Origin of the sequence: Streptomyces changanensis, from assembly GCF_024600715.1 — a bacterium.
GTDB classification, from domain to species: domain Bacteria; phylum Actinomycetota; class Actinomycetes; order Streptomycetales; family Streptomycetaceae; genus Streptomyces; species Streptomyces changanensis.
Genome location: NZ_CP102332.1, coordinates 1,105,810 through 1,129,079 on the forward strand (window position 1 = coordinate 1,105,810; position 23,270 = coordinate 1,129,079).

Genomic DNA, 23,270 nt, shown 5'->3' on the forward strand with positions numbered 1-23,270 from the left:
GCGCCCGCTCCCCCGGCGCCCTTTCCCCCGGTCTCCGCCTCCCGCGCCGCGCGTGCCGCTGCCGTACGTCCCGCGTCCTGCGCCGTACGTCCCGCGGCACCGTCTAGCGCGTGCCGCCCGGCGCGAGGCTGCTGCCCACGCCGCCGCCCGTGGCGCTGCCGATGGGGCGGATTCCCCGCGCGATGCGGTCCATCAGGGCGAGCGGCGGCCCGTCCGGCCCGGCGTCGAAGGCGAACCGCACGGTGACGGGCTGCTCGACGCCGTTGGGCGACGGGAAGACCAGCGACTGGACGTAGCCGCCGGGGCCCTTGCCGGTGGTGACCCGCCAGCGGACGAGGTAGCCCGTGCGCCCGGCGACGACGGCCTGGCGCGCGGCGACCACGGTGTGGCCGGTGACGCCGCCGTAGTGCTGGTTGCCGAGCCCGTCTTCGCCGTACATCTGCTCGGCGGCGTCCACGACGTCCTGCTCGGCCATGGCCCGGTGGGTCGTCGCGGTGGAGGTCAGCGTGCGGGAGAGGACCCGGCCGGGCTTGCACAGGCGCGTGGAGTTCGGGCACTGCGCGTCGCCGATCGTGACCATCGTCGGCGCCTGGTCGATGCCGATCTCCGCCTTCGACCAGCCCTGCGGGATGGGGAGGTCGATGCCGTTGAGCTGGTCGAGGAGGATCGTGGCGTCCTCCTCGGTGGCGGACGGGGTGACCGGCGTGGACGGGGTGGGCGGCGCCGCGCCCGGGGAGCCGGTCGCCGCGGCGGGCCCGGAGGTGGCGGCGGCCGGCGGTCGCGCGCCGGGCGTCCCGTCGTCGCCCGGTCGCAGGACGACCACGGCGGTGACCGCGACAGCGGCGACCACGGCCGCCGCCAGCGCGATCCGCGCCCCGCGCCCGCCGGACACCCGCCGCGCGGGGACGGCGGCCACCGCCGGGGGCGCGCCCCCGCCCGCGGGGCGGGTGTGCGCGCTCCACGCGGTCCCGTCCCACCAGCGCTCCACGGCGGGGACGGACGGATCCGGGTACCAGCCCGGCGGTGTCGTCATGCTCATGCGGTCAGGGTAGTCAGCGCTCAGAGCGGGGTGACGTACGCTCCCGCGATCCCGCCGTCGACCAGGAAGTCGGTGGCGTTGACGAACGACGCGTCGTCGCTGGCGAGGAAGGCGACCGCGGCGGCGATCTCCTCGGCCTCGGCGAACCGGCCGACCGGCACGTGCACGAGGCGGCGCGCGGCCCGCTCGGGGTCCTTGGCGAACAGCTCGCGCAGCAGCGGCGTGTTGACGGGGCCGGGGCACAGGGCGTTGACGCGGATGCCCTCGCGGGCGAACTGCACGCCCAGCTCCCGGGACATGGCGAGGACGCCGCCCTTGGAGGCGGTGTACGAGATCTGCGAGGTCGCGGCGCCCATGCGGGCCACGAAGGAGGCCGTGTTGATGATGGAGCCCCGGCGCTGGCGGCGCATGTAGGGGATGGCGGCCTTGCAGCACAGGTAGACGGAGGTGAGGTTGACCTCCTGGACGCGCTTCCACGCCTCCAGGCCGGTCTCCAGGATCGAGTCGTCGTCGGGCGGCGAGATGCCGGCGTTGTTGAAGGCGACGTCGACGCTGCCGTAGGTGTCGTCCGCGGCCCGGAAGAGCGCCTCGACCTGCTCGGGGTCGGTGACGTCCACGCGGACGAAGAGGCCGCCGACCCCGTCCGCCGCGGCCTTTCCCGCCGTCTCGTCGATGTCGCCGCACACCACGTGCGCGCCCTCGGACGCGAGGCGGCGGGCGGTGGCGAGGCCGATGCCACTGCCGGCGCCGGTGACGACGGCGGTACGGCCGACGAGGCGGCGGCAGACGGCGGTGTCCGTGCTCTCGGTCATGGGGTCAGCCTTCCGTGCTGATGAAGACGTTCTTGGTCTCGGTGAAGGAGGTGAGGGCGTCGGGTCCCAGTTCGCGGCCGATGCCGGACTGCTTGAAGCCGCCGAAGGGAGTCCAGTAGCGGACGCTGGAGTGGGAGTTGACGGAGAGGTTGCCGGCCTGGACCGCGCGGGAGACGCGCAGGGCCCGGCCGACGTCACGGGTCCACAGGGAGCCGGAGAGGCCGTGGTCGGTGGCGTTGGCGAGGCGTACTGCGTCGGCCTCGTCGTCGAAGGGCAGGACGACGGCGACAGGGCCGAAGACCTCCTCCGTGGCGACCGGCGCGTCGGGGTCGACGCCGGTCAGGACCGTCGGCGGGTACCAGAAGCCGGGGCCGCGGGGCGCGCTGCCGCGGAGCGCGTCGGCGCCGTCGGGGACGTAGGAGCGCACGCGGTCGAGCTGGGCGCGGGAGATGAGGGGGCCCATCTGGGTGCGCTCGTCGGCCGGGTCGCCCACGACGATGTCCTCGACGGCGGGGGCGAGGAGTTCCAGGAAGCGGTCGTGGACGGTGCGCTGGACGAGGATGCGGGTGCGGGCGCAGCAGTCCTGGCCGGCGTTGTCGAGGAAGGACATGGGCGCGGCGAGGGCGGCGGCCTCAAGGTCGGCGTCGGCGAAGACGACGTTGGGGCTCTTGCCGCCCAGTTCGAGGGTGACGCGCGTGAGGCGGTCGGCGCAGGCGGCCATGACGCCCTTGCCGACGCGGGCCGACCCGGTGAAGACGATCTTGGCCACGCCGGGGTGTCCGACGAGGGCGGCGCCCGCCACGGGGCCCTCGCCGGGGAGCACCTGCAGGAGGTGCTCGGGCAGACCGGCCTCCAGGGCGAGTTCGGCCAGGCGCAGGGCGGTGAGCGGGGTGGTCTCGGCGGGCTTGAGGAGGACGGCGTTGCCGGCGGCGAGGGCCGGGGCCGCGCCCCAGGCGGCGATCGGCATCGGGAAGTTCCAGGGCACGATGACGCCGACCACGCCGAGCGGTTCGAGGAAGGTGACGTCGACGCCGCCCGCCACCGGGATCTGGCGGCCGGTCAGGCGCTCGACGCCGCCGGCGGCGTAGTCGAGGAGGTCGCGGACGTTGCCGGCCTCCCAGCGGGCGTTGCCGAGGGTGTGGCCCGCCTCGCGGACCTCCAGCAGGGCCAGCTCCTCGACGTGGTCGTCGACGACGGCGGCGAAGCGGCGCAGCAGCCGGGCGCGGTCGCCGGGGGCGGCGGCGGCCCAGGCGCGCTGGGCGCGCGCGGCGCGGGTGACGGCGGCGTCGACGCCCGCGGCGCTGGTGGCCGTGACGGTGGCGACGTGCTCCTCGGTGGCGGGGTTCAGGACGCGCAGCTCGGTGACGGGGTCGGGGGCGGAGCGCTCGGTGGCGGGGTCCGGGGCGGGGCGGGCGGTGGTCAACGCGGCCTCACAGGCGTTCGAAGGAGCGGCGCAGCTCCCAGTCGGTCACGGCGGCGTCGTAGGCGGCCAGTTCGACGCGGGCCATGTTGAGGTAGTGGGCGACGACGTCCTCCCCGAAGGCGGCCCGGGCCAGGTCGCTGCCCTCCCACAGCTCGGCGGCCTCGCGCAGGGTCGTGGGGACGTGGTCGTGGTCGCCGGCGTAGGCGTTGCCGGTGCACGGATCGGGGAGTTCGAGCCGCTGCTCGATGCCGTGGATGCCGGCGGCGACGAGCGCGGCCACGGCGAGGTAGGGGTTGACGTCGCCGCCGGGGAGGCGGTTCTCGAAGCGGAGGGAGGGGCCGTGCCCGACGACGCGCAGGGCGCAGGTGCGGTTGTCATGGCCCCAGGCGACGGCGGTGGGGGCGAAGGAGCCGGGCTGGAACCGCTTGTAGGAGTTGATGTTGGGGGCGTGGAGGAGGCAGAACTCACGGAGCGCGGCGAGTTGCCCGGCCAGGAAGTGGCGCATCACGGGTGACAGGGAGTCGGGGCTGCCCGGTGGGCCGTCGCCGGCGAAGGGGTTGCGGCCGTCGGCGTCCTGGAGGGAGAGGTGGATGTGGCAGGAGTTGCCCTCGCGGTCGTTGTACTTCGCCATGAAGGTGAGGGAGACGCCCTCCTGGGCCGCGATCTCCTTGGCGCCGGTCTTGTAGACGGCGTGGTGGTCGCAGGTGGTGAGCGCCTCGTCGTAGCGGAAGGCGATCTCGTGCTGTCCGGGGTTGCACTCCCCCTTGGCGGACTCGACGGTCATGCCGGCCCCGGCCATCTCGGTGCGGACGCGGCGCAGGAGGGGTTCGACGCGGCCGGTGCCCAGGATCGAGTAGTCGACGTTGTACTGGTTGACCGGGGTGAGGCCGCGGTAGCCGGCGTCCCAGGCCTGCTCGTAGGTGTCCTTGAAGACGATGAACTCCAGCTCCGTGCCGACGTGGGCGGTGTAGCCGAGGGCGGCGAGCCGCTCCAGCTGGCGGCGGAGGATCCCGCGGGGCGCGACGCCGACCGGGGAGCCGTCGCGCAGGGCGAGGTCGGCGAGGAGCAGCGCGGTGCCGGGGTGCCAGGGGACGCGGCGGAGGGTGGCCGGGTCGGGGCGCAGGGCGAAGTCCCCGTACCCGGTGGACCAGGAGGAGGCGGCGTAGCCGTCGACGGTGTTCATCTCGGGGTCGACGGCCAGCAGGTAGTCGCAGCCCTCGGCGCCGTGCTCCAGCACCTCGTCGAGGAAGAAGGGGGCGGCGAACCGCTTGCCCTGGAGCCGGCCCTGCATGTCGGGGAAGGCCAGGACGACGGTGTCGATCTCGCCGTCCGCGACGAGCGCGCGGAGGTCGTCGACGGAGAGCGGGGGTGTGCGGTCTGCCACGGGGTGGGTCCTCCTTGGGTCAGCCGGGAGCCATAAGGTATTGCCGTGGACCTTTGGTTGGGAAGGGGGCGGACACATGGCGACGGAGCAGGCGCCCGATCGGCTCACGCCGGTGCTGAGGCCGGTGCGCGCGGGCAGCGGGTTCGAGGAGGCACTGGAGCAGCTCCTCCAGGTGGTGCGGCTCGGCCTGGTGCCCGCCGGGGAGCGGCTGCCCGCCGAGCGGGAGCTCGCGGAGCGGATGGGGATCAGCCGCGTCACCCTGCGCGAGGCGCTGCGGGTGCTCCAGGAGCAGGGCCTGGTGGAGAGCCGGCGGGGCCGGTACGGCGGCACGTTCGTCCTGCGCCGGGAGGTCCGGCCGGGCGGGGAGGAGCTGCGGCGGCGCACGGCGGCGGTCGACCTCGCGGACGTCCTGCTCTTCCGTGAGGTGCTGGAGACCGGGGCGGCGGGGCTGTGCGCCGCGCGCGGACTGGCCGGCGCGGACGCCACCCGGCTGCGCGCGGCGCTGCGGGCCACGCACGACGCGCCGCTGGAGGAGTACCGCCGCCGGGACACGCTGCTGCACCTGACGCTCGCCGGGCTGTCCGGCTCGCCGACGCTGGCGGAGCGGTACGCGGCCGTCCGGGCCACGGTCAACGACCTGCTCGACTGCATACCGCTGCTCGTGCGGAACCTGGAGCACGCCCAGCACCAGCACGACGCGCTGGTGGAGGCGGTCCTGGAGGGCGACGCCGAGGGGGCGCGGGAGGTCGCCCGGGAGCACTGCGCGGGGACGGCGGCGCTGCTGCGCGGCTTCCTGGCGTGACGCCGCAGTCCCGCCGGGGGGCTTGCGCCGATCCCCGACCACCGCAAAGGTATGGGGCCATCCCATTGGGCTGGACCGAGGCGGGGAGCTGACGCTGCCATGACCCTGGACGAGAAACCCGACACCGCGCCGCCCGGCGCCCCACCGGCCGACGACTACCTCCGGCGCCGCGCCCTGCGGAGCGGCAGCGCGGGCTGGCTGCTGCTCACGGGGCTCGGTGTCGGCTACGTCGTCTCCGGGGACTACTCCGGCTGGAACATCGGCCTCGCGAAGGGCGGCTTCGGCGGGCTCGCGGTGGCCACGCTCCTCATGGGCACGATGTACGCCTGCCTGGTCCTCGCCCTTGCCGAGCTCTCCGCCGTCCTGCCCGCCGCGGGCGGCGGCTACGGCTTCGCGCGGCGCGCGCTCGGCACGTGGGGCGGCTTCCTCACCGGCACGGCGATCCTCATCGAGTACGTCCTCGCCCCCGCCGCGATCTCGATCTTCATCGGGGACTACGTCGAGTCGCTGGGCCTCTTCGGCCTGGAATCCGGGTGGCCCGTCTACCTGGCATGCTTCGCCGTCTTCGTCGGCATCCACCTGTGGGGGGTGGGCGAGGCACTGCGCTTCAGCCTCGTCGTGACGGCCGTCGCGGTCGCCGCGCTGCTGGTCTTCGCGGTCGGCGCGTTCACGGAGTTCCGGGCGGACGCGCTGGACGACATCCCGGTGGACCCCGGGGCGTTCGGCGCGAGCAGCTGGCTGCCGTACGGGCTGCTCGGCATCTGGGCGGCGTTCCCGTTCGGCATGTGGTTCTTCCTGGGCGTGGAGGGCGTGCCGCTCGCCGCCGAGGAGGCGAAGGACCCGGTCCGGTCGATGCCGCGGGCGATGGCGCTGTCGATGGGCGTGCTGGTGCTGCTGGCCGCGGTGACCCTCCTCGCGGCGACCGGGGCGCGGGGCGCGGCGGCCGTCCAGGACGCAGGCAACCCCCTCGTGGTGGCCCTGGAGGGGGACGGCGCGCCGACGGCGCTCAGCCGGTTCGTCAACTACGCGGGGCTGGCCGGGCTCCTGGCGTCGTTCTTCTCGCTCATCTACGCCGGGTCCCGGCAGCTGTTCGCGCTCTCCCGGGCCGGGTACCTGCCCCGGTTCCTGTCGCTCACCAGCCGCCGCAAGGCACCGTGGCTCGGGCTGCTCGTCCCGGGGGCGATCGGCTTCGCGCTGGCGGCCGGCACGGGCGACGGGGCGCGGATGCTGAACATCGCGGTGTTCGGCGCCACCATCTCGTACGCCCTGATGGCGCTCTCCCACATCGTGCTGCGCCGCCGCGAGCCGCTGCTGGAGCGCCCGTACCGCACGCCGGGCGGCGTGGTGACGTCGTCGGTCGCCCTCGTGCTCGCCCTCTGCGCGCTCGTGGCGACCTTCCTGGTGGACGCGGACGCCGCGCTCATGGCGCTCGGGGTGTACGTCGTCGCCCTCGCGTACTTCGCCCTCTACAGTCGGCACCGTCTCGTCGCGAGCGCGCCGGAGGAGGAGTTCGCGGCGCTGGCGGCGGCGGAGGCCGAACTGGACCGCGGATGACGGGTGCCCCGGGACGGCGCCGGGTGACGGCGGTGGCGGGAGCGGAAGGAGCGGTGCGCGTGACCAGGCCCCTCATCGGAGTGACGACCTACCTCGACCCCGCGCGCTGGGGCGTGTGGGAGATGCCCGCGGCGCTGCTCCCGGCCGCGTACCCGCGACTGGTGCAGGTGGCGGGCGGGATCGCCGCCATGCTCCCGCCGGACGCGCCGGACGCCGCCGCGGCGGCGGTCTCCCGGGTCGACGCGCTCGTCGTCGCGGGCGGCCCGGACGTGGACCCCACGCGGTACGGCGCCCCGCGCGACCCGAGGACCGGCCCGCCCGCGCCGGAGCGGGACGCCTGGGAGCTGGCGCTGCTCGACGCGGCCCTGGCGGCGGGCATCCCGGTCCTGGGCGTCTGCCGCGGCATGCAGCTGCTGAACGTCGTCCTCGGCGGGACGCTCGTGCAGCATCTGGACGGGCACGTGCGGGAGGTGGGCCGGTTCGCCCGGCACACCGTCAAGCCGGTACCGGGCACCCGCTACGGCACGCTGGTGCCGGAGGTCGTCGAGGTGCCGACGTACCACCACCAGGCCGTCGACCGCCTCGGCGCCGGCCTCGTCGTGTCGGCGTACGCCGAGGACGGCACGGTCGAGGCGGTGGAGTCGTACGGGACCGGCGCCTGGGTCGTCGGGGTGCAGTGGCATCCGGAGGCGGGCGACGACCCGCGCGTCATGCGGGGGTTGGTCCGCGCCGCCCGCGCCGCCTGAGCGGTGCGCCCCCGCCGGTCCGCGGCCACCTGGTCGCCGCCGGCGGCCGGGGCGCCGACCGGCGGGCCGGGGCGTCGAACGGCGGGCCGGGGCGTTGCCGGGGCGTTGCCGGGTACCGCCGGGGCGTTGCCCGCGCCGCCGGGGCGTCAGCGGGCCCGGGACAGGGACAGCAGGTCGCGCGCGGGGCCGGTCGGGCGCGGGCCGCGGGGCCAGACGGCCCGCAGGGCGCGGCGCAGGTCGACACCCTCCACCGGGACCTCCGCCAGCCGGCGGGAGGCCAGCTCCTCGGTCACCGCGAGCTCGCTGAGGACGGCGGGTCCCGCACCGCTCACGGCCGCGGACTTCACCGCGGTCGTCGACGCGAGCTCCATCAGCGGCGCGGCGAGGCCGCCGTGCGCCGCCAGGGCCGAGTCGAGCACCTGGCGGGTGCCCGAGCCGTACTCGCGCAGGACCAGCGGGGTCGCCGCGAGCTCGGCGGGGGTGACCGCGGCCCGGCGGCGGGCCCACCGGTGGGACGGGGCCGCGACGACGACGAGCCGGTCGTGGGCGACGACCACGCCGTTCAGCCCGTCGGGTACGGCGAGGCCCTCCACGTACCCGAGGTCGGCCTCGCCCGCCAGCAGGAGCGCGGCGACCGCCGCGGAGTTGCCGGCGCGCAGCGACACGGCCGTGTCGGGCAGGTCCGCGTGCAGGGCGATCAGCCAGCCGGGGAGCAGGTACTCGGCGATGGTCATGGACGCGGCGACGCGCAGCCGCGAGTCCCGCCGGTCGCGCAGCGCCTGGGCGCCCGCGTCGAACGCCTCCGCCGCCTCGACCACGCGCCGCGCCCAGTCCGTCACCAGGGCGCCCGCGTCGGTGAGGCGCGAGCCCCGCGGCGAGCGGTCGACGAGGGCGACGCCGAGCTGCCGCTCCATGGAGCGGATCCGGCTGCTCGCCGCGGGCTGCGTGATGCCGACCTCACGGGCCGCCCGGCCCAGGCTGCCGTGCCGGGCCACGGCGATGAGCAGTTCCAGGGCTCCGAGGTCGGGCACACGATGGGAGAGGCTCATAAGACCAGCTTATGGGGTCATAGCCACAAGGTCCCTGGTCGGGGGTGGTGGGCGCCACCAGGCTGGAACCATGGCAACCCCCGCCCGGCCCCTCCCGCTTCCCGCAGCCCACCCCGGACCACTCCCCCACCCGCCGGGAGTCACCTCCGGCCCACCGGAACCGGTCGCCCACCCACCGGGTCCGGTCCCCCGCCCGCGCCGGGCCTCGCTGCCCGGCGTCCGTCCCCGGGCCGCCGCCGTCCGCCACCTGGGCCCGCAGTGGTACGCGGCCGTCATGGGCACGGCGATCGTCGGCACCGCGGGCGCGGCCCTGCCGGTGCGCGTGCCGGGGGTGCGTACGGCCTGCACCGCCATGTGGGCGCTGTCGCTGCTCGCTCTCGTCACGCTGGTGGTCGCGCGGGCCGCGCACTGGACGCACCACCGCGACCGGGCGCGGGCGCACCTGCTGGACCCGGCGGTCGCCCCGTTCCACGGGTGCGCCGCCATGGCGCTGGCCTCCGTCGGCGGGGGCTCGCTGCTCCTCGGGCGGGACTGGCTCGGCGCGGACGCGGCCGTGGCCCTGGGCGTGGTCCTCTACACGGCCGGCACGCTGGCCGGGCTCGCGACCGCGGCCGTGGTGCCGTACCTGATGGTGGTGCGGCACCGGGTCGAGGAGCCGTCCCCGCTGTGGCTGCTGCCGGTGGTGGCACCGATGGTGTCGGCGGCGCAGGGCCCGCTGTTCGCCGCGCACCTCCCGGCCGGTGAGGCGCGCGGGACGCTGCTGGCGGTGTGCCTCGGCATGTGCGGGGTGAGCCTGCTGGCCACGCTGCTGGTGGTACCGCTGGTCTTCGGCCGGCTGGTGACCGGCGGCCCGCCCCCGGCCGCGGCGACGCCCGCGCTGCTGCTGGTCCTGGGCCCGCTGGGCCAGTCGGTGACGGCGGCGAGCGCCCTCGCGGACGCGGCCGGGCCGGGCGTGCCGTACGCGGTGGCGCTGGCGGTGCTGTACGGGGTGCCGGTGACGGGCTTCGCCCTGCTGTGGCTCGCGTTGGCCGGAGCGCTGGTGGTGCGGGCCCGGCGGCGCGGGATGCGCTTCGCGCTGACGTGGTGGGCGTTCACCTTCCCCGTCGGGACGTGCGTCACGGGGCTGGAGGGGCTGGCGGGCCACACGGGCCTCGCGGTGTTCGGCGCGGCGGCTGTCGCCCTGTACGGCCTGCTCCTCGCGGGGTGGCTGGCCGCCGCGGCGGGGACGGTACGGGGCCTGCTCAGCGGGACGCTGCTCGCAGGGCCCGGCCCAGCACCTCGGGCGCCCGGACCAGGGACGGGCCATACCAGGTGAGGTGCCGCCCGTCGACGAGCGCGGCGGGAAGGCCGGGGAACGCCTCGGGCCCGTCGTCGGCGGTGAACCGGTACGGCTCGTCCGGCAGGACGACGAGGTCGGCGCCGCGGGCGCGCAGCTCCTCCAGCGGGATCCGGGGGTAGCGCTCGGTGTGGCCGGCGTACGCGTTCGCCACGCCGAGGCGGGCGAGGAGGTCGCCGGCGAACGTGTCGCGGCCCAGGACCATCCAGGGCCGCCGCCAGACGGGTACGACGGCCGTGCGGGGCGGCCCCGCGGGCGCGGCGGTGCTCCAGGCGGCCTCGGCGTCGTCCAGCCAGCGCGGCCGGGACCGTACGCCGCAGGCCCGCAGGACGCGGTCCAGCTCGGTCAGGGCCTGGTCGAGGTCGCGGATCTCGGTGACCAGGACGTCGAGGCCCGCGGCGCGCAGGGCGGCGAGGTCGGCGGGGCGGTTCTCCTCCTCGTTGGCGACGACGAGGTCGGGCCGCAGCGCGACGACGGCGGCCACGTCGGGGTTCTTGGTGCCGCCGACGCGGGGCACGTCGAGGGCGGCGGGGTGGGTGCACCAGTCGGTGCGCGCGACGAGCGCCCCGGGCGCGGTCACGGCGACGGCCTCGGTGAGGGACGGCACCAGCGACACCACGCGCGTCATCCGACCACCCCCGCGTCGGACGCGGCGGCCGCCCCCGCGTCGGGTGTGACAGCCGCCACGCGCGTCACTCGGCCGTCCCCATGTGGGGGGCCACGGAGACGACGAGCACCCGGGTGGCCGCCCCGGAGGAGGCCCGCCAGCGGTGGCGCACCCCGCCGGACAGGTACAGCGTGTCGCCGCGCTCCAGCCGGTAGGCGCGGCCCTCCGCCTCGACCTCCACGCTGCCGTCGGCGACGTACAGCAGCGCATCGTTGCGCAGGACGAGTTCGCGGCCCGCGTCGTGGTCGCCGGTGAACTCGTCGGCGTGCATCTGGTGCTCGCCGCGCACCAGCGGGCGCACGCCGGGCGGCGCGGCCGGGTCGTCGCCGCGGGCCGCCGCCCGGACGACGTCGACGGTACGGGTGGCGTCACCCGCGTCGAGCAGCTCGACGGCGGTGGTCTTCAGCGCGTCCGCGATGCACTCCAGCGACCGGGTGCTGGGGCGGGCGCGCTCGTTCTCGATCTGGCTGAGAAAGGGCACGGACAGGCCGCTGCGCTCGGCGACGGCGGCGAGGGTCAGCGACAGCGCGCGGCGCCTCCTGCGCACGGCCGCGCCGACCCGGGGCGTTTCCTTGTCGTCCATGTCTTCCCTCCCTTCCCTCCCTCTCCGACCACCTTACGCAGCGCGGGTACGCCCGAGTAGCGCAAACGACGGAAGCGTCCGGGCGCCGGCCCTGTCGGTGCCGTACGGCATCATGCGAGTGTGACGCGACGCCTGATGCTCCTCGACACCGCATCCCTGTACTTCCGGGCCTACTTCGGGGTCCCCGACTCGGTGCGGGCCCCGGACGGCACACCGGTGAACGCCGTGCGCGGGCTGCTGGACTTCATCGCCCGCCTGGTGCAGGACCACCGCCCGGACGACTTGGTGGCGTGCATGGACGCGGACTGGCGGCCGGCCTGGCGGGTGGAGCTGATCCCGTCGTACAAGGCGCACCGGGTCGCCGCGGAGACCGCCGCGGGCGTGCCGGACGAGGAGGAGGTGCCGGACACGCTGTCGCCGCAGGTCCCGGTGATCGAGGCGGTGCTGGACGCGCTGGGCGTGGCCCGCGTGGGCGTCGCCGGGTACGAGGCGGACGACGTGATCGGCACCCTGTCCGCCCGCGCGCCGGGCCCGGTCGACATCGTGACGGGCGACCGCGACCTGTACCAGCTGGTCGACGACGCCCGCGGGGTGCGGGTGCTGTACCCGATCAAGGGCGTCGGCACGCTCCAGGCGGTGGACGAGGAGTGGCTGCGCGGCAGGTACGGCGTGGACGGGCCGGGGTACGCCGACCTGGCCACCCTGCGCGGCGACCCGAGCGACGGCCTGCCGGGGGTGCCGGGCATCGGCGAGAAGACCGCGGCGAAGCTCCTGGACGCCTTCGGCGATCTGGCCGGGATCATGGCGGCGGTGGACGACCCCCGCGCGCGGCTCACTCCCGCGCAGCGCCGCCGGCTGGACGAGGCGCGGGCCTACGTGGCGGTCGCGCCGCAGGTCGTGCGGGTCGCGGACGACGTTCCGCTGCCGCCGTTCGACCCGGCGCTGCCGAGCGCCCCCGCCGACCCGGAGGCACTGCGGGCGCTGGCGCAAAGGTGGGGGCTCGGGGGTTCCCTGGAGCGGCTCCTCACCGTCCTCGGCCGATGAGGTGTTAGCTTAGGTATACCTAAGCAACCACTTTCCGGGGAGACGTCGTGGCGGAACAGCCGGCCCGCAGGACACCGAAGGCCCATCAGGCACAGGTGGTGCGCACCGAGTGGATCGCTCCGCACATGGTGCGGATCGTCCTCGGCGGCGAGGGGCTGGCCTCCTTCGCCACGGGCGGGTTCACCGACCACTACATCAAGATCCTCCTCGCCCCCGAGGGCGTGACCTACCCGGAGCCGTTCGACCTGGAGCGGATCCGCGAGGAGCTGCCGCGCGACCAGTGGCCCGCCCAGCGCACGTACACCGTGCGGACCTGGGACGCCGGGCTGCGGGAGCTGACGGTGGACTTCGTGGTCCACGGCGACGAGGGCCTGGCCGGCCCCTGGGCGGCCCGGGCGCGGGTCGGCGAGACGGTCCGGTTCCTCGGCCCGGGCGGGGCGTACGCGCCCGACCCGGAGGCCGACTGGCACCTGCTGGCCGGTGACGAGAGCGCCCTGCCGGCCATCACCGCGGCGCTGGAGCGGCTGCCCGACGGCGCGGTGGCGCACGCCTTCGTGGAGGTCGAGGAGCCCGACGACGAGCTGAAGATCACCGCTCCGGCGGGCGTCGAGGTCCGCTGGCTGCCGCGGCGCGGCCGCCCGGTCGGCGAGCCGCTGGTGGAGGCGGTGCGCGGCCTCGCCTTCCCCGAGGGCACCGTGCACGCCTTCGTGCACGGCGAGGCGGGCGCGGTGAAGGAGCTGCGCCGCCACCTGCGCACGGAGCGCGGCATCCCGCTGGACCGGCTGTCCATCTCCGGGTACTGGCGCCTCGGCAAGACGGACGAGGCGTGGCGCGCGGTCAAGCGCGAGTGGAACGCCCAGGTGGAGAGCGAGGAGCAGGCCGGGACCGCGGCCTGACACCCCGGCGGGCCGCCCTCCCGGGCCCGTGCTTCGCCGGCCGGGTCCGGCGGCCGGCGTCCCGGCCCGTCATGCGCGTGATGACGGCCCGGGGGTGACGGCCCCGCCCGAGGAGTGGCGACACCCGCCCGTGCCGACACCGTCCGGCCGCCGGGCGCGCGGCCACGGGCCCGGGGCCTCAGCCCCGGGTCCGCCGTCGTCGCCGGCCCAGCCCTACCATCCCCGCTCCGGGTCGTACGTACGGGACGACGCGTCGACCTGGGCCAGGCGGCGGAGGGACGCGAAGACCACGTCGCCCAGCACCGTACCGACGACGGCGCCCTCCACGACGTCCTCACGCGCGACCTCACTCGCCACGTAGGCCACGTCCGTCTCGGCTACGCGCTCCGCCGCGTCCGCGTACGCCTCCAGCGACACCTCGGCGAACCGGTCGTGCCCGAGCCGGCTCAGCGCGGCGAGCGCGTCGGCCAGTGAGCGGGCGGCCGGGTTGGCGTCGTCCACCTCCCACCCCCGGCGGGCGATCAGTTCGGTGACCCGCCGCCGCGCCGCGTCCCGCGCGGCGTCCTCCGGCCCGCCCTGGCGCGGCGCGATGTGGTCGTGCGCCGCGCCCAGGACCGCGTGCACGGAACGCCCGGGGTCCTCGACCGCCTCCAGCACGTCCTTGATGGCGGCGACCGAAAGCCCGCCCACGTCGATCAGCGCCCGGACCAGCCGGAGCCGGCGGACGTGCGCCTCGTCGTACCTGGCCTGGTTGGGGCTGCTCAGCTCCCCGGTGGGCAGCAGCCCCTCCCGGACGTAGTACTTGATCGTCGGCACCGACACACCGGTCCTGCGGCTCAACTCGCCCACGCGCATGCCCTGGTCACCCTCCACTTCACGCCCCGTCCCTTGCCAGGGCCACCCCCATCATAGATAGTGGCGCTATCAGATAGTGGACAGCGCCACTATCCATGCGTCCTGGGGGGTCCCATGCCGTTACCACTCCGCCGTCTACCCGGGCTGCACCGGCCGCTCGTCGTCGTCTCCGCCGCCATGGCCGCGCTGGCCGTGGTCTGCGCGGTCGGGCTGGTCGTCGACGACCGCGTGCTCGCCGGCGCGCCGATCTGGGCGAAGCCGTTCAAGTTCGCCGTGTCGTTCGCCGCCTACTGCCTCTCCTTCGCCTGGATGCTCTCCCTCCTCCCCGACCGGGGCCGGGCCCGGCGGCGCACCGCCCGGGTGGCGGGGACGGTCCTCGCGGCGGCCTGCGCGGTCGAGATGCTCCTCATCGTCGGCCAGGCCGCCCGCGGCAGACGCAGCCACTTCAACCAGGAGACCCCGTTCGACGCCGCGGTGTACGGCGCGATGGGCGCGACGGCGGCGGTGCTCTGGTTCGCCGGCCTCGTCATCGCCGTCCTGCTCTTCCGCGCCCCTCTCGCCGACCGCGCCGCCGCCCTGACGGTCCGGGCGAGCGCGGTCCTCGCCCTCATCGGCGCGGCGTTCGGCGCGGTCATGACCCGACCGGCGCCCGGCCAGCAGCGCGGCGTCTCCGACATCGTCGGCGCGCACAGTGTCGGCGGGCCCGACGGCGGTGCCGGTACGGCGCTCACCGGCTGGTCGACCACCGCCGGGGACCTGCGCGTCCCGCACTTCGTCGGCATGCACGCACTGCAGCTGCTCCCCCTGGTCCTGCTGGTCCTGATCGCCCTGGCCCCGCGGTTCGCCCGGCTGGGCGACCCGCGGGTCCGGTTCCGCCTCATGGCCGTCGCCTCCGGCGCGTACGCGGCGGTCCTCGCCCTGGTCTCCTGGCAGGCCCTGCGCGGTCAGCCGCTGCTCGGCCCCGACGCGGCCACGCTCACCGCGGCGGCGGTCACCGCGGCGTTCACGGCCGCCGGCGCCGCGGTGGCTCTGCTGATCCGCCCCGACCGGACGCCCGCCACACCCGCCGGCCCCCGGTCGGCGGCCGCCGGGCCGAGGAACGACACCGGAACCGGGACGGGGACGGGGACCAGGACCGACACCGACACCGGGACCGGGACGGGGACCACGACCGGGGCCACCGGGCCGAACCACGAGCGGACGACCGCCCCGGAGCCGGAGCGGCCCGCCGACCGGGAGCAGGAGCGCGGCACCGGCACCGGCACCGAGTGGGAGCGGGCGGCCGGCCCGCGGCAGGCGCGGGAGTCCGTCCGGTGACCGTCGCCCTCTTCGAGCTGGCGTTCCTCCTCGCCGCGCCGGTCTGGCTGCTGATGATCCTCGCCCCCGGCTGGTCGTGGACGGCCCGCGTCGCCGCGTCCCCACTGACCGTCGTACCGGTCCTCCTGGTCTACCTGGGGCTCGCCGCTTCCGTGGTACCGGAGTTGTGGACCGCCGTCCGGGAGCCGGACCTGGAGACCTTCCGGGCGCTCACCGCCCTCGCGGACGGGGCCGGCGCCATCTGGGCCCAGGTCATCGCCTGGGACCTGTTGATCGGCCAGTGGATGTTCCTGGAGTCCCGCAGGCTGGGCCTCCACCCGCTGGTGACGGGCCCCCTGCTGGTGCTGGCGGTCCTGCTGTCTCCGCTGGCCCTGCTCGTCTTCCTGCCCCTGCGGGCGGCGGTGGGCTCCCGGCGCCAGGGACACGGTCCCGCCCGGCCCCCGCGCCCCTGACGCCGGGAGGGCCCGGCCGGAACGATCCGGCCGGGCCCTCCCGGGCGTGTCCACCCCGTGTCGACCGGGGTGAGGGGGCGTCAGCCCACCGAGCTGTACGCGACGACGCCCCGCCGCAGCCCGTCGACCGCCTTGCGGGCGCTCTTCGCGACCGTGCTCTCCTCCCGCGGCGCCGCCGCGGCGATCTGGCCCAGCACGTCGATGACCTGCTTGCACCAGCGGACGAAGTCGCCGGCCGGCATCTCCGCCTCGCGCAACACCTCGTCGAGCCCCTTGCCGGACGCCCACTGGTGCGCCGCCCAGGCGAAGCCGAGGTCCGGCTCGCGCTGCCCGACGCCCTCCGCCTGGTTGACCCGGAACTCCTCCTCCAGCGCGTCGAGACGGCCCCAGATGCGGACCATGTCGCCCAGCGCCGTCTTCGCCTTGCCGGACGGCACCTTCGGCGCGACCGCGTCGTCCGCCTGGCGGGACTCGTACACCAACGCCGACACGCACGCGGCGAGTTCGGCCGGGCCGAGGCCCTCCCAGACCCGCTCGCGCAGGCACTCGCTCGCCAGCAGGTCCAACTCGCCGTAGAGGCGGGCGAGCCGCTTGCCGTGCTCGGTGACCTCGTCGGCCCGCAGGTAGTCCAGCTCCGTCAGGAGCGCCACGATGCGGTCGAAGGTGCGCGCGATGGTGTTCGTCCGGCCCTCGATCCGCCGCTCCAGCTGCCGCGTGTCCCGCTGGAGCCGGTGGTAGCGCTCCGCCCAGCGGGCGTGGTCCTCCCGCTCGTCGCAGCCGTGGCACGGGTGCGCGCGCAGGGCGGTGCGCAGCCGGGCGATCTCGCGGTCGTCGACGGCGGCGGAACGCTCCCTGCGGTGCCGGTCCGGCACGATGTGGCCGGCCTTCGTGCGCAGCGCCGACGCCAGGTCGCGGCGCGACTGCGGCGAGCGCGGGTTGAACGAGCGCGGGATCCGCATCCGCTCCAACGGCTCCACCGGCACCGGGAAGTCGATCGCGCCCAGCCGCTTGACCTGCCGCTCCGCCGTCAGGACCAGCGGCCGGGGCCCGTCGTGCTGCTCGAACCCGCGGTGGCCGTTGGACCGGCCGGCCGGCAGCCCGGGGTCGAGCACCAGCGCCAGCCCGGCGAACTTGCCGGTCGGCACGTGGATGACGTCACCCGGCTTGAGCCGCTCCAGGGAGGTGGCGGCAGCGGCGCGCCGCTGCACCGCGCCCTGCTTGGCGAGCTCGTTCTCCCGGTCCTTCAGCTCGCGGCGCAGCCGGGCGTACTCCTCGAAGTCGCCGAGGTGGCAGGTCATGCCCTCCCGGTAGCCGTCCAGGCCCTCCTCGTTGCGCTGGACCTGCCGGGAGATGCCGACGACGGACCGGTCCGCCTGGAACTGCGCGAACGACGTCTCCAGCAACTCGCGCGAGCGGTGCCGGCCGAACTGGTCGACGAGGTTGACCGCCATGTTGTACGAGGGCCGGAAGCTGGACTTCAGCGGGTAGGTGCGCGTGCCGGCGAGGCCCGCGAGGTGCGTGGGGTCCATGCCCCGCTGCCACAGGACCACGGCGTGGCCCTCGACGTCGATGCCGCGGCGTCCGGCGCGGCCGGTCAGCTGGGTGTACTCGCCGGGCGTGATGTCGGCGTGCTGTTCGCCGTTCCACTTGACGAGCTTCTCCAACACCACCGACCGGGCGGGCATGTTGATGCCGAGCGCCAGCGTCTCGGTGGCGAACACCGCCTTGACGAGGCCGCGGACGAAGAGCTCCTCGACGACCTCCTTGAACGTCGGCAGCATTCCGGCGTGGTGCGCGGCGATGCCCCGCTCCAGCCCCTCCAGCCACTCGTAGTAGCCCAGGACGTGCAGGTCCTCGGAGGGGATGGACGCCGTGCGCTCCTCGACGAGCTCGCGGACGCGGTGGCGGGCGTCCTCGTCGTTGAGCCGCAGCCCGGCGACGAGGCACTGCTGGACGGCCGCCTCGCAGCCGGCGCGGCTGAAGACGAAGGTGATCGCGGGCAGCAGGCCCTCGGCGTCGAGCCGGTCGATGACCTCCGGGCGGGCCGGCGTCCAGATGCGCGACCGCTGGCGGCGCTCCCGCTCCCGGTCGGCCTCGCGGACCATCTTGCCGCGGCGCCGGTCGCGCGGGTTGTACGTGCGCGAGTTCTCCATGCGCGCCAGGCGGACGAGGTCGGGGTTGACCTCCCGGCGGGTGACGCCGCGGCCGCCGTGGTCGGTCTCCTCCTCGAAGAGGTCGTAGATCCGGCGCCCGGCCAGGACGTGCTGCCACAGCGGCACGGGCCGGCTCTCGGAGACGATCACCTCGGTGTCGCCGCGGACGGTGTCGAGCCAGTCGCCGAACTCCTCGGCGTTGGAGACGGTCGCGGAGAGCGAGACGAGGGTCACCGACTCGGGGAGGTGGATGATCACCTCCTCCCAGACGGCGCCCCGGAAGCGGTCGGAGAGGTAGTGCACCTCGTCCATGACCACGTACCCGAGGCCGCGCAGCGACTGGGAGCCCGCGTACAGCATGTTGCGGAGCACCTCGGTGGTCATCACGATCACCGGCGCGTCGGCGTTGACGCTGTTGTCGCCGGTCAGGAGGCCGACCTTGGCGGCGCCGTAGCGCTTGACGAGGTCGGTGTACTTCTGGTTGGACAGCGCCTTGATCGGCGTCGTGTAGAAGCACTTGCGGCCCTGCCCCAGGGCCAGGTGGACGGCGAACTCGCCGACGATGGTCTTGCCGGAGCCGGTCGGCGCGGCGACGAGCACGCCCTTGCCGGTCTCCAGGGCGCGGCACGCCTCGATCTGGAACGGGTCCAGGTCGAAGTCGTACAGGGCACGGAAGGCGTGGAGCGCGGTGGCCTCCTCGGTGGCCCTGCGCCGGGCGGCCGCATACGCTTCCGCTGGTGTGAGGTCGTCTGTCATCTTGTCTTCGAGACTACCCGGCGGGACCGACACTCAGCTCGGCGTTTGTCCGACCGTCGCCGGGCGTTCGCCCCCGGGCCGCCGCCCCTCCCCCGGCGCTCCCGCCCCGCTCCGCCCCGTCCCGCCGGTGCCCCGTCCCGCCGGCGCCCCGCCCCGGTCGCGGCCCGTGCGGCCGGCCGCACACGGTGAGCGGCCGGCCGCGCGGTGTGCGCGACCGGCCGCGGTGGGACCGGGGGTGGAAGGCGCTCAGGTCACGTCGTCGTAGCCGTTGACCCGCCGGACCGGGGTGCCGTCGGCGTCGCCGCCGGCCTGCTCCGGGAGGACCGGGGCGGGGGCCGCCGCCACGGGCTCCACCGGACCGACGGCCTCCGGCCGGAGGTCGAGCGGGGCCGCCTCGTCGTCGCTCAGCTCCGGCCCCGCGTTACGGCGCCGGCGGCGGTCGTTCACCAGGGAGAAGCCGACCGCGGCGAAGTACAGCGCGGTCAGCGGCACCTGCATCACGATCATGGAGAGCGGGTCGGTGGGCGTGACGATGGCGGCGAAGATCGCGATGCCCATGACCATGCCGCGCCACCAGCTGAGCATCCGCGCGCCGCTGACGACGCCGCCCGCGTTGAGCAGCATGAGGATCAGCGGCAGCTGGAAGGCCAGGCCGAAGGCGAGGACGAGCTTGATCGTCATGCCGATCATGTCGTCGACGGTGATGTAGTTCACCGAGCCGTCGACGCTGAAGCTGAGCAGCAGCGGCACGGCGTGCGGCAGGACCCAGTACGCGAGGTAGGCGCCCGCGAGGAACAGCGGCGTACCGACCGCCACGGTGGAGACGGCGTACTTCTTCTCGTTGCGGTGCAGGCCGGGCGCGATGAACGCCCACAGCTGGTAGAGCCAGACCGGGGCGGACGCGACGATCCCGGCCATGACGCCCACCTTGACGTAGGTGGTGAACGGGGACGTGATGCCGATCTGGGAGAGCACGGCGCACTTGCCCACCCGCGCGGCGGGGTCCAGCTCGCTCAGGCACCGGGGCACGGGGGAGCTCAGGAACTCGGCGATGTCCTTGGAGAAGAACAGCGCCACGATCATCAGCGGGATGAACGCCAGCAGGGACTTGACCAGCCGGTTGCGCAGCTCACGCAGATGATCGACGAGGGGCATCCGCCCCTCGGGGTCCCTGGGCTTCTTGCGGGCAGACTTGAGCAACCCACGTCCTTATCTCGGAGAGCGACCGACCGTGGGGACGATCACCCGTGTACCTGTGATGAACCGTGAACCGTGTGACCGGGGCGTCAGCCCTGGGAGGTCCGCTTGGGCTCGTCGACAGGGCGAGCGGACGCGACGTCACCGGGGGCGGCCTGGATGGTCCTGGGCGCCGCGGCCGTGTCGGAGTGGTGCGCGTCGTCCTTGGCGGGGCTGTCGTTCTTCATGGCTGCGGCCTCGCTCTTGAGGATGCGGGCGGACTTGCCCAGCGAACGGGCAACCTCCGGCAGCTTCTTCGCGCCGAAGAGCAGCACGAAGATCCCCACGACGATGGCCAGATGCCAGATGCCGACCTGACCCATTTTTCCCTACCTTCTGAGACCGAGGTCTTCATGTACCGGAGCGGTGCGGACGCATGACTTCAGACCGCCCGCGCGGGCATTCATCGTAACCCTCACCGGTAAACGCGGGGCAATCCCCCGGCATACCTCCGGTGGGCGGAGTATGGGGGAGGGCGTTCGGCGCCGTTGCCCGCCCCGTCACCGACCGGGCAGGGTCTCGCCGGTGCGGGCGAGGTCCGCGGCGGCGGCCTCCAGGTCTTCGGCGGCGCGGTTGATGCGCTGTGTGGTGCGCGTCACTTGACGGCCGAGGCGCTGGGCCTCGATGAAGACCCGGATACCGAGGACGCCGAGGACGGCGATCCCGAGGAACCCGAGGGCGACGGCGAGCATGGGCCAGAACATGGGGGAAGCCTAGACGGTGGTGGGCGGTGGCGGACGGGGTCAGACGGTGGAGTGGAGCCGCAGCGTCCGGACGCCTCCGCCGGTGAGGAGTTCGACGATCCGCTCACTGGCGGGCCTGCGCACGGCGCGGCCGCACTCGGGGCAGGTGAAGGAGTAGAAGGTCGTGCGCCGGCTGGCGCCGATGGCCAGGCGCAGGGAGCCGGCCGCCAGCTCGCACCGGGCCCGGCACTCGGGGCAGGCGGCCTTGAAGAGCACGGGGCCGCGCTGTGCCGGGATGCCGGGCAGCACCGGCGTGTCCCCCGTGTCCCCCATGACGTCTTCCCTTCCCCTCTCGTACGTGGCGTGGTGCGGCGCGACGCGACGTGACGTGACCTGGCGTGGCGGGTGGGCCGGTCAGGCGTCCCGGCCGTCGTAGGCGGCGAGCGCCTCCTGGGCCGCGCGGCGCGCGCTGTCGGCCAGCGCGGCGGGCGCGACGATCCGCCCGTCGCTCCCCAGGCGCAGCGCGAGCCGTCGCAGGGAGGTCGGGTCGGGGGTGCGCAGGGTGATGCGCAGCCCGCCGCCGGGCAGCTCCTCGGCGCTGTCGTGCGGGTAGTACTCGGCGACCCAGCGCCCGCCGGGGCCCACCTCGACCACGACCTCGGGGTCGTCGGCGGAGGGCTGGACCAGACCCGCGGAGAGGTCGCGCAGCTCGACCTCGGGGGGTGCGGACGGTTCGTCGAGGATGCGGATCTCGGCCACGCGGTCGAGCCGGAAGGTGCGCCGCGCCTCGGAGAGGCGGCACCACGCCTCCATGTAGGTGTGGCCGACGGCGAAGAGCCGGATCGGGTCCACCTCACGCTCCGTCAGCTCGTCGCGGGCCGGGGAGTAGTAGCGCAGCCAGAGCCTGCGCCGCTCGGAGATGGCCCGGTCGACCTCGGCGAAGACGCCACCCTCGGACTCGAAGGTCACCGACAGGCGGGAGCTGGCGCCGGCCGCCTCCCCGGCCGCCGCCTCGAGCTTGGCGGTCGCCCGCAGCAGCGCCTCGCGGTCGCTCTCGCGCAGGCCGGGCAGGGTGGCTACGGCGCGGGCGGCGACCAGCAGGGCGGTGGCCTCGTCGGCGGCGATGCGCAGCGGGGCGGCCACGTCGTCCGGGTTGTGCCACCAGATCTGCTCGCCGTCGGTGTCGATGTCGAGCAGATCGCCGCCGCGGAAGCTCGTGCCGCACATGGGCAGGACGTCGAGGTCGGCGATGAGCTCGGCCTCGGTGATGCCGAAGGCGCGGGCCACGTCGCCGACGTGTGCGCCGGGTCGTTCCCGCAGGTAGGTCACCAGGGAGAGCATCCGCCTGGTCTGGTCGATCGCGTTGGGGGCCATCGCTCGCTCGTCCGTCCGTCCGTTGTTCCAGCAGCCCGGGGGTCAGCAGCCCTTGGCGACGGCGCGCAGCCGGTCCACGACGTCCGCGCGCAGGTCGGCGGGCTCGGTGACGACGACGTCGGGGCCGAACTCGACCAGCCAGGCGTCCAGCCCGTGCCCGTAGGGGATCTCCAGCTCGTCCCAGCCGTCGCCGCAGTCCCGTACGGACAGGGCGCGGGCGCGCAGCGGGTAGCCGCACTCGGCGCGCAGCCGGATCAGCGCCGTCCGGGTGGCGCTCTCGCCGGCCCACCGCTCGACCGCCTCGCGGACGGTGGAGACGTCGGGCACCGGCGCGGTGAAGGCGCCGGCCCGGGAGCGGACCTTGCCGGTGATGCGGGACAGCCGGAAGACGCGCTCGGCGCCGCGGTCGCGGTCCCAGCCGGCGAGGTACCAGTGACCGCGCCAGCACTCCAGCGTCCACGGCTCGACCTGCCGGGCCTCGGCGCGGGCGGAGTTGGACTTGCGGTACTCGAAGACGACGGGCCGCCGGTCGCGGCAGGCCAGCATGAGGGGTTCGAAGGCGGCCTCGTGGACCGGGATGCGCGGTTCGAGCGCACCGGGCCGGTCCTCGTACGGGTCGTCCGCCTCGGGCATGCCGGCGGCGCGCAGCTTCTGCAGGGCGCCGCTCGCGGCGCCGGCGAGGCGGGCCTGCTGCCAGACCTTGGCGGCGAGGGTGAGCGCGGCGGCCTCCTCGGCGTCCAGCTGGATGGCCGGCAGCCGGTTGGAGTCGCGGCGGGCGAGGTAACCGGTCTCGCCGTCGAGGTTCTCGACGGTCTCGATGACCAGTCCGAGTTCGCGCAGGTCGTCCTTGTCGCGCTCGAACATGCGGTTGAAGGCGTCGTCGCCGGGCGCGGCACCGCCGTCACCGGGCCCGAACGCCTCGACGTACGCCTCGATGGAGCCGCGCAGCTCGCGCTTGCTGAGCGGCCGGCGCGTGCCGAGCAGGCACAGCGCGAGATTCATCAGCCGCTCGGCCTTGGCAATGGCCATCGACGCCCAGCACCTCTTCGTATGGAGTCACTATCGCCCGATGACCGTACCGCCCCGGGGTGGCGTGACGAAAGTCGCCC

Annotated in this window: 23 protein-coding genes; 8 read left to right on the top strand and 15 right to left on the bottom strand. The window is 75.1% G+C overall.

What is annotated here, in order from left to right; all coding sequences use genetic code 11:
- Positions 1-103: 103 nt before the first annotated feature.
- From NRO40_RS04830 to NRO40_RS04845, 4 genes are all read right to left on the bottom strand, one after another.
- On the bottom strand, positions 104-1,039 hold the full coding sequence (locus NRO40_RS04830; protein ID WP_257375336.1) for a DUF2510 domain-containing protein: 936 nt from the start codon (positions 1,037-1,039) through the stop codon (positions 104-106).
- A gap of 20 nt (positions 1,040-1,059) precedes the next feature.
- Positions 1,060-1,851 (bottom strand): 3-oxoacyl-ACP reductase, encoded by a 792-nt coding sequence (locus NRO40_RS04835; RefSeq protein ID WP_058941683.1) that lies wholly within the window; start codon positions 1,849-1,851, stop codon positions 1,060-1,062.
- Between the two features lie 4 nt (positions 1,852-1,855).
- On the bottom strand, positions 1,856-3,208 hold the full coding sequence (locus NRO40_RS04840; protein ID WP_058941687.1) for an aldehyde dehydrogenase family protein: 1,353 nt from the start codon (positions 3,206-3,208) through the stop codon (positions 1,856-1,858).
- A gap of 73 nt (positions 3,209-3,281) precedes the next feature.
- The gene (locus NRO40_RS04845; protein ID WP_058941682.1) at positions 3,282-4,658 is read right to left on the bottom strand and encodes a glutamine synthetase family protein; all 1,377 of its coding nucleotides are present in this window, start codon (positions 4,656-4,658) and stop codon (positions 3,282-3,284) included.
- Between the two features lie 76 nt (positions 4,659-4,734).
- Here NRO40_RS04845 and NRO40_RS04850 point away from each other — a divergent pair, with 76 nt between their 5' ends.
- The 3 genes from NRO40_RS04850 to NRO40_RS04860 all read left to right on the top strand — a co-directional run bounded on the left by NRO40_RS04850 (position 4,735) and on the right by NRO40_RS04860 (position 7,760).
- A complete protein-coding gene (locus NRO40_RS04850) occupies positions 4,735-5,460 on the top strand; it encodes a FadR/GntR family transcriptional regulator (RefSeq protein ID WP_058941681.1) in 726 nt (241 codons plus the stop codon).
- A 99-nt stretch (positions 5,461-5,559) separates the two neighbouring features.
- The gene (eat, locus tag NRO40_RS04855) at positions 5,560-7,014 is read left to right on the top strand and encodes an ethanolamine permease (RefSeq protein WP_058941680.1); all 1,455 of its coding nucleotides are present in this window, start codon (positions 5,560-5,562) and stop codon (positions 7,012-7,014) included.
- 59 nt (positions 7,015-7,073) lie between these two features.
- Entirely contained in the window at positions 7,074-7,760 is a 687-nt protein-coding gene (locus NRO40_RS04860; protein WP_058941679.1) for a gamma-glutamyl-gamma-aminobutyrate hydrolase family protein, read from the top strand.
- Positions 7,761-7,906: 146 nt separating this feature from the next.
- On the opposite strand, the gene NRO40_RS04865 is transcribed toward NRO40_RS04860, so the two are convergent.
- On the bottom strand, positions 7,907-8,809 hold the full coding sequence (locus NRO40_RS04865; RefSeq protein WP_058941678.1) for a LysR family transcriptional regulator: 903 nt from the start codon (positions 8,807-8,809) through the stop codon (positions 7,907-7,909).
- A gap of 208 nt (positions 8,810-9,017) precedes the next feature.
- On the opposite strand from NRO40_RS04865, the gene NRO40_RS04870 reads away from it, so the two are divergent.
- Positions 9,018-10,124 carry an SLAC1 family transporter gene (locus tag NRO40_RS04870; RefSeq protein WP_257375561.1) on the top strand — a complete coding sequence of 369 codons (1,107 nt, stop codon included), beginning with the start codon at positions 9,018-9,020 and terminating at the stop codon, positions 10,122-10,124.
- On the opposite strand, the gene NRO40_RS04875 is transcribed toward NRO40_RS04870, so the two are convergent.
- Both NRO40_RS04875 and NRO40_RS04880 read right to left on the bottom strand, forming a co-directional pair.
- Positions 10,051-10,773, bottom strand: coding sequence for a helical backbone metal receptor (locus NRO40_RS04875; protein ID WP_058941676.1), 723 nt, complete (start codon positions 10,771-10,773; stop codon positions 10,051-10,053). The genes NRO40_RS04870 and NRO40_RS04875 overlap by 74 nt on opposite strands.
- A 64-nt stretch (positions 10,774-10,837) precedes the next feature.
- Positions 10,838-11,395: a helix-turn-helix domain-containing protein gene (locus tag NRO40_RS04880; RefSeq protein ID WP_058941675.1), complete on the bottom strand. Its 558-nt coding sequence runs from the start codon at positions 11,393-11,395 to the stop codon at positions 10,838-10,840.
- A gap of 135 nt (positions 11,396-11,530) precedes the next feature.
- Between NRO40_RS04880 and NRO40_RS04885 the strand changes: the two genes are divergently transcribed.
- Positions 11,531-12,439 (top strand): 5'-3' exonuclease, encoded by a 909-nt coding sequence (locus NRO40_RS04885; protein WP_058941674.1) that lies wholly within the window; start codon positions 11,531-11,533, stop codon positions 12,437-12,439.
- 47 nt (positions 12,440-12,486) lie between these two features.
- Positions 12,487-13,335, top strand: a complete 849-nt coding sequence (locus NRO40_RS04890) for a siderophore-interacting protein (protein WP_198549308.1) — start codon at positions 12,487-12,489, stop codon at positions 13,333-13,335.
- Positions 13,336-13,548: 213 nt separating this feature from the next.
- On the opposite strand, the gene NRO40_RS04895 is transcribed toward NRO40_RS04890, so the two are convergent.
- Entirely contained in the window at positions 13,549-14,190 is a 642-nt protein-coding gene (locus NRO40_RS04895) for a MerR family transcriptional regulator (RefSeq protein WP_058941686.1), read from the bottom strand.
- A 114-nt stretch (positions 14,191-14,304) separates the two neighbouring features.
- Here NRO40_RS04895 and NRO40_RS04900 point away from each other — a divergent pair, with 114 nt between their 5' ends.
- The gene (locus NRO40_RS04900) at positions 14,305-15,507 is read left to right on the top strand and encodes a hypothetical protein (RefSeq protein WP_408056977.1); all 1,203 of its coding nucleotides are present in this window, start codon (positions 14,305-14,307) and stop codon (positions 15,505-15,507) included.
- On the top strand, positions 15,504-15,959 hold the full coding sequence (locus NRO40_RS04905) for an ABA4-like family protein (RefSeq protein WP_058941685.1): 456 nt from the start codon (positions 15,504-15,506) through the stop codon (positions 15,957-15,959). Before NRO40_RS04900 ends, NRO40_RS04905 begins: the two co-directional genes overlap by 4 nt.
- An 80-nt stretch (positions 15,960-16,039) precedes the next feature.
- Here the strand turns inward: NRO40_RS04905 and NRO40_RS04910 are convergent, their stop codons facing one another.
- The 7 genes from NRO40_RS04910 to NRO40_RS04940 all read right to left on the bottom strand — a co-directional run bounded on the left by NRO40_RS04910 (position 16,040) and on the right by NRO40_RS04940 (position 23,190).
- A complete protein-coding gene (locus NRO40_RS04910; RefSeq protein ID WP_058941672.1) occupies positions 16,040-18,868 on the bottom strand; it encodes a DEAD/DEAH box helicase in 2,829 nt (942 codons plus the stop codon).
- Between the two features lie 246 nt (positions 18,869-19,114).
- Entirely contained in the window at positions 19,115-20,068 is a 954-nt protein-coding gene (tatC, locus tag NRO40_RS04915) for a twin-arginine translocase subunit TatC (protein ID WP_058941671.1), read from the bottom strand.
- An 86-nt stretch (positions 20,069-20,154) separates the two neighbouring features.
- Positions 20,155-20,427: a Sec-independent protein translocase subunit TatA gene (gene tatA, locus NRO40_RS04920; protein WP_058941670.1), complete on the bottom strand. Its 273-nt coding sequence runs from the start codon at positions 20,425-20,427 to the stop codon at positions 20,155-20,157.
- A 177-nt stretch (positions 20,428-20,604) separates the two neighbouring features.
- Positions 20,605-20,808, bottom strand: coding sequence for a hypothetical protein (locus tag NRO40_RS04925; protein WP_058941669.1), 204 nt, complete (start codon positions 20,806-20,808; stop codon positions 20,605-20,607).
- Between the two features lie 39 nt (positions 20,809-20,847).
- The gene (locus NRO40_RS04930) at positions 20,848-21,120 is read right to left on the bottom strand and encodes a hypothetical protein (RefSeq protein ID WP_058941668.1); all 273 of its coding nucleotides are present in this window, start codon (positions 21,118-21,120) and stop codon (positions 20,848-20,850) included.
- An 81-nt stretch (positions 21,121-21,201) separates the two neighbouring features.
- The gene (locus NRO40_RS04935) at positions 21,202-22,161 is read right to left on the bottom strand and encodes a helix-turn-helix transcriptional regulator (protein WP_058941667.1); all 960 of its coding nucleotides are present in this window, start codon (positions 22,159-22,161) and stop codon (positions 21,202-21,204) included.
- Positions 22,162-22,203: 42 nt separating this feature from the next.
- Positions 22,204-23,190, bottom strand: a complete 987-nt coding sequence (locus NRO40_RS04940) for a helix-turn-helix transcriptional regulator (RefSeq protein ID WP_058941666.1) — start codon at positions 23,188-23,190, stop codon at positions 22,204-22,206.
- Positions 23,191-23,270 lie beyond the last annotated feature (80 nt).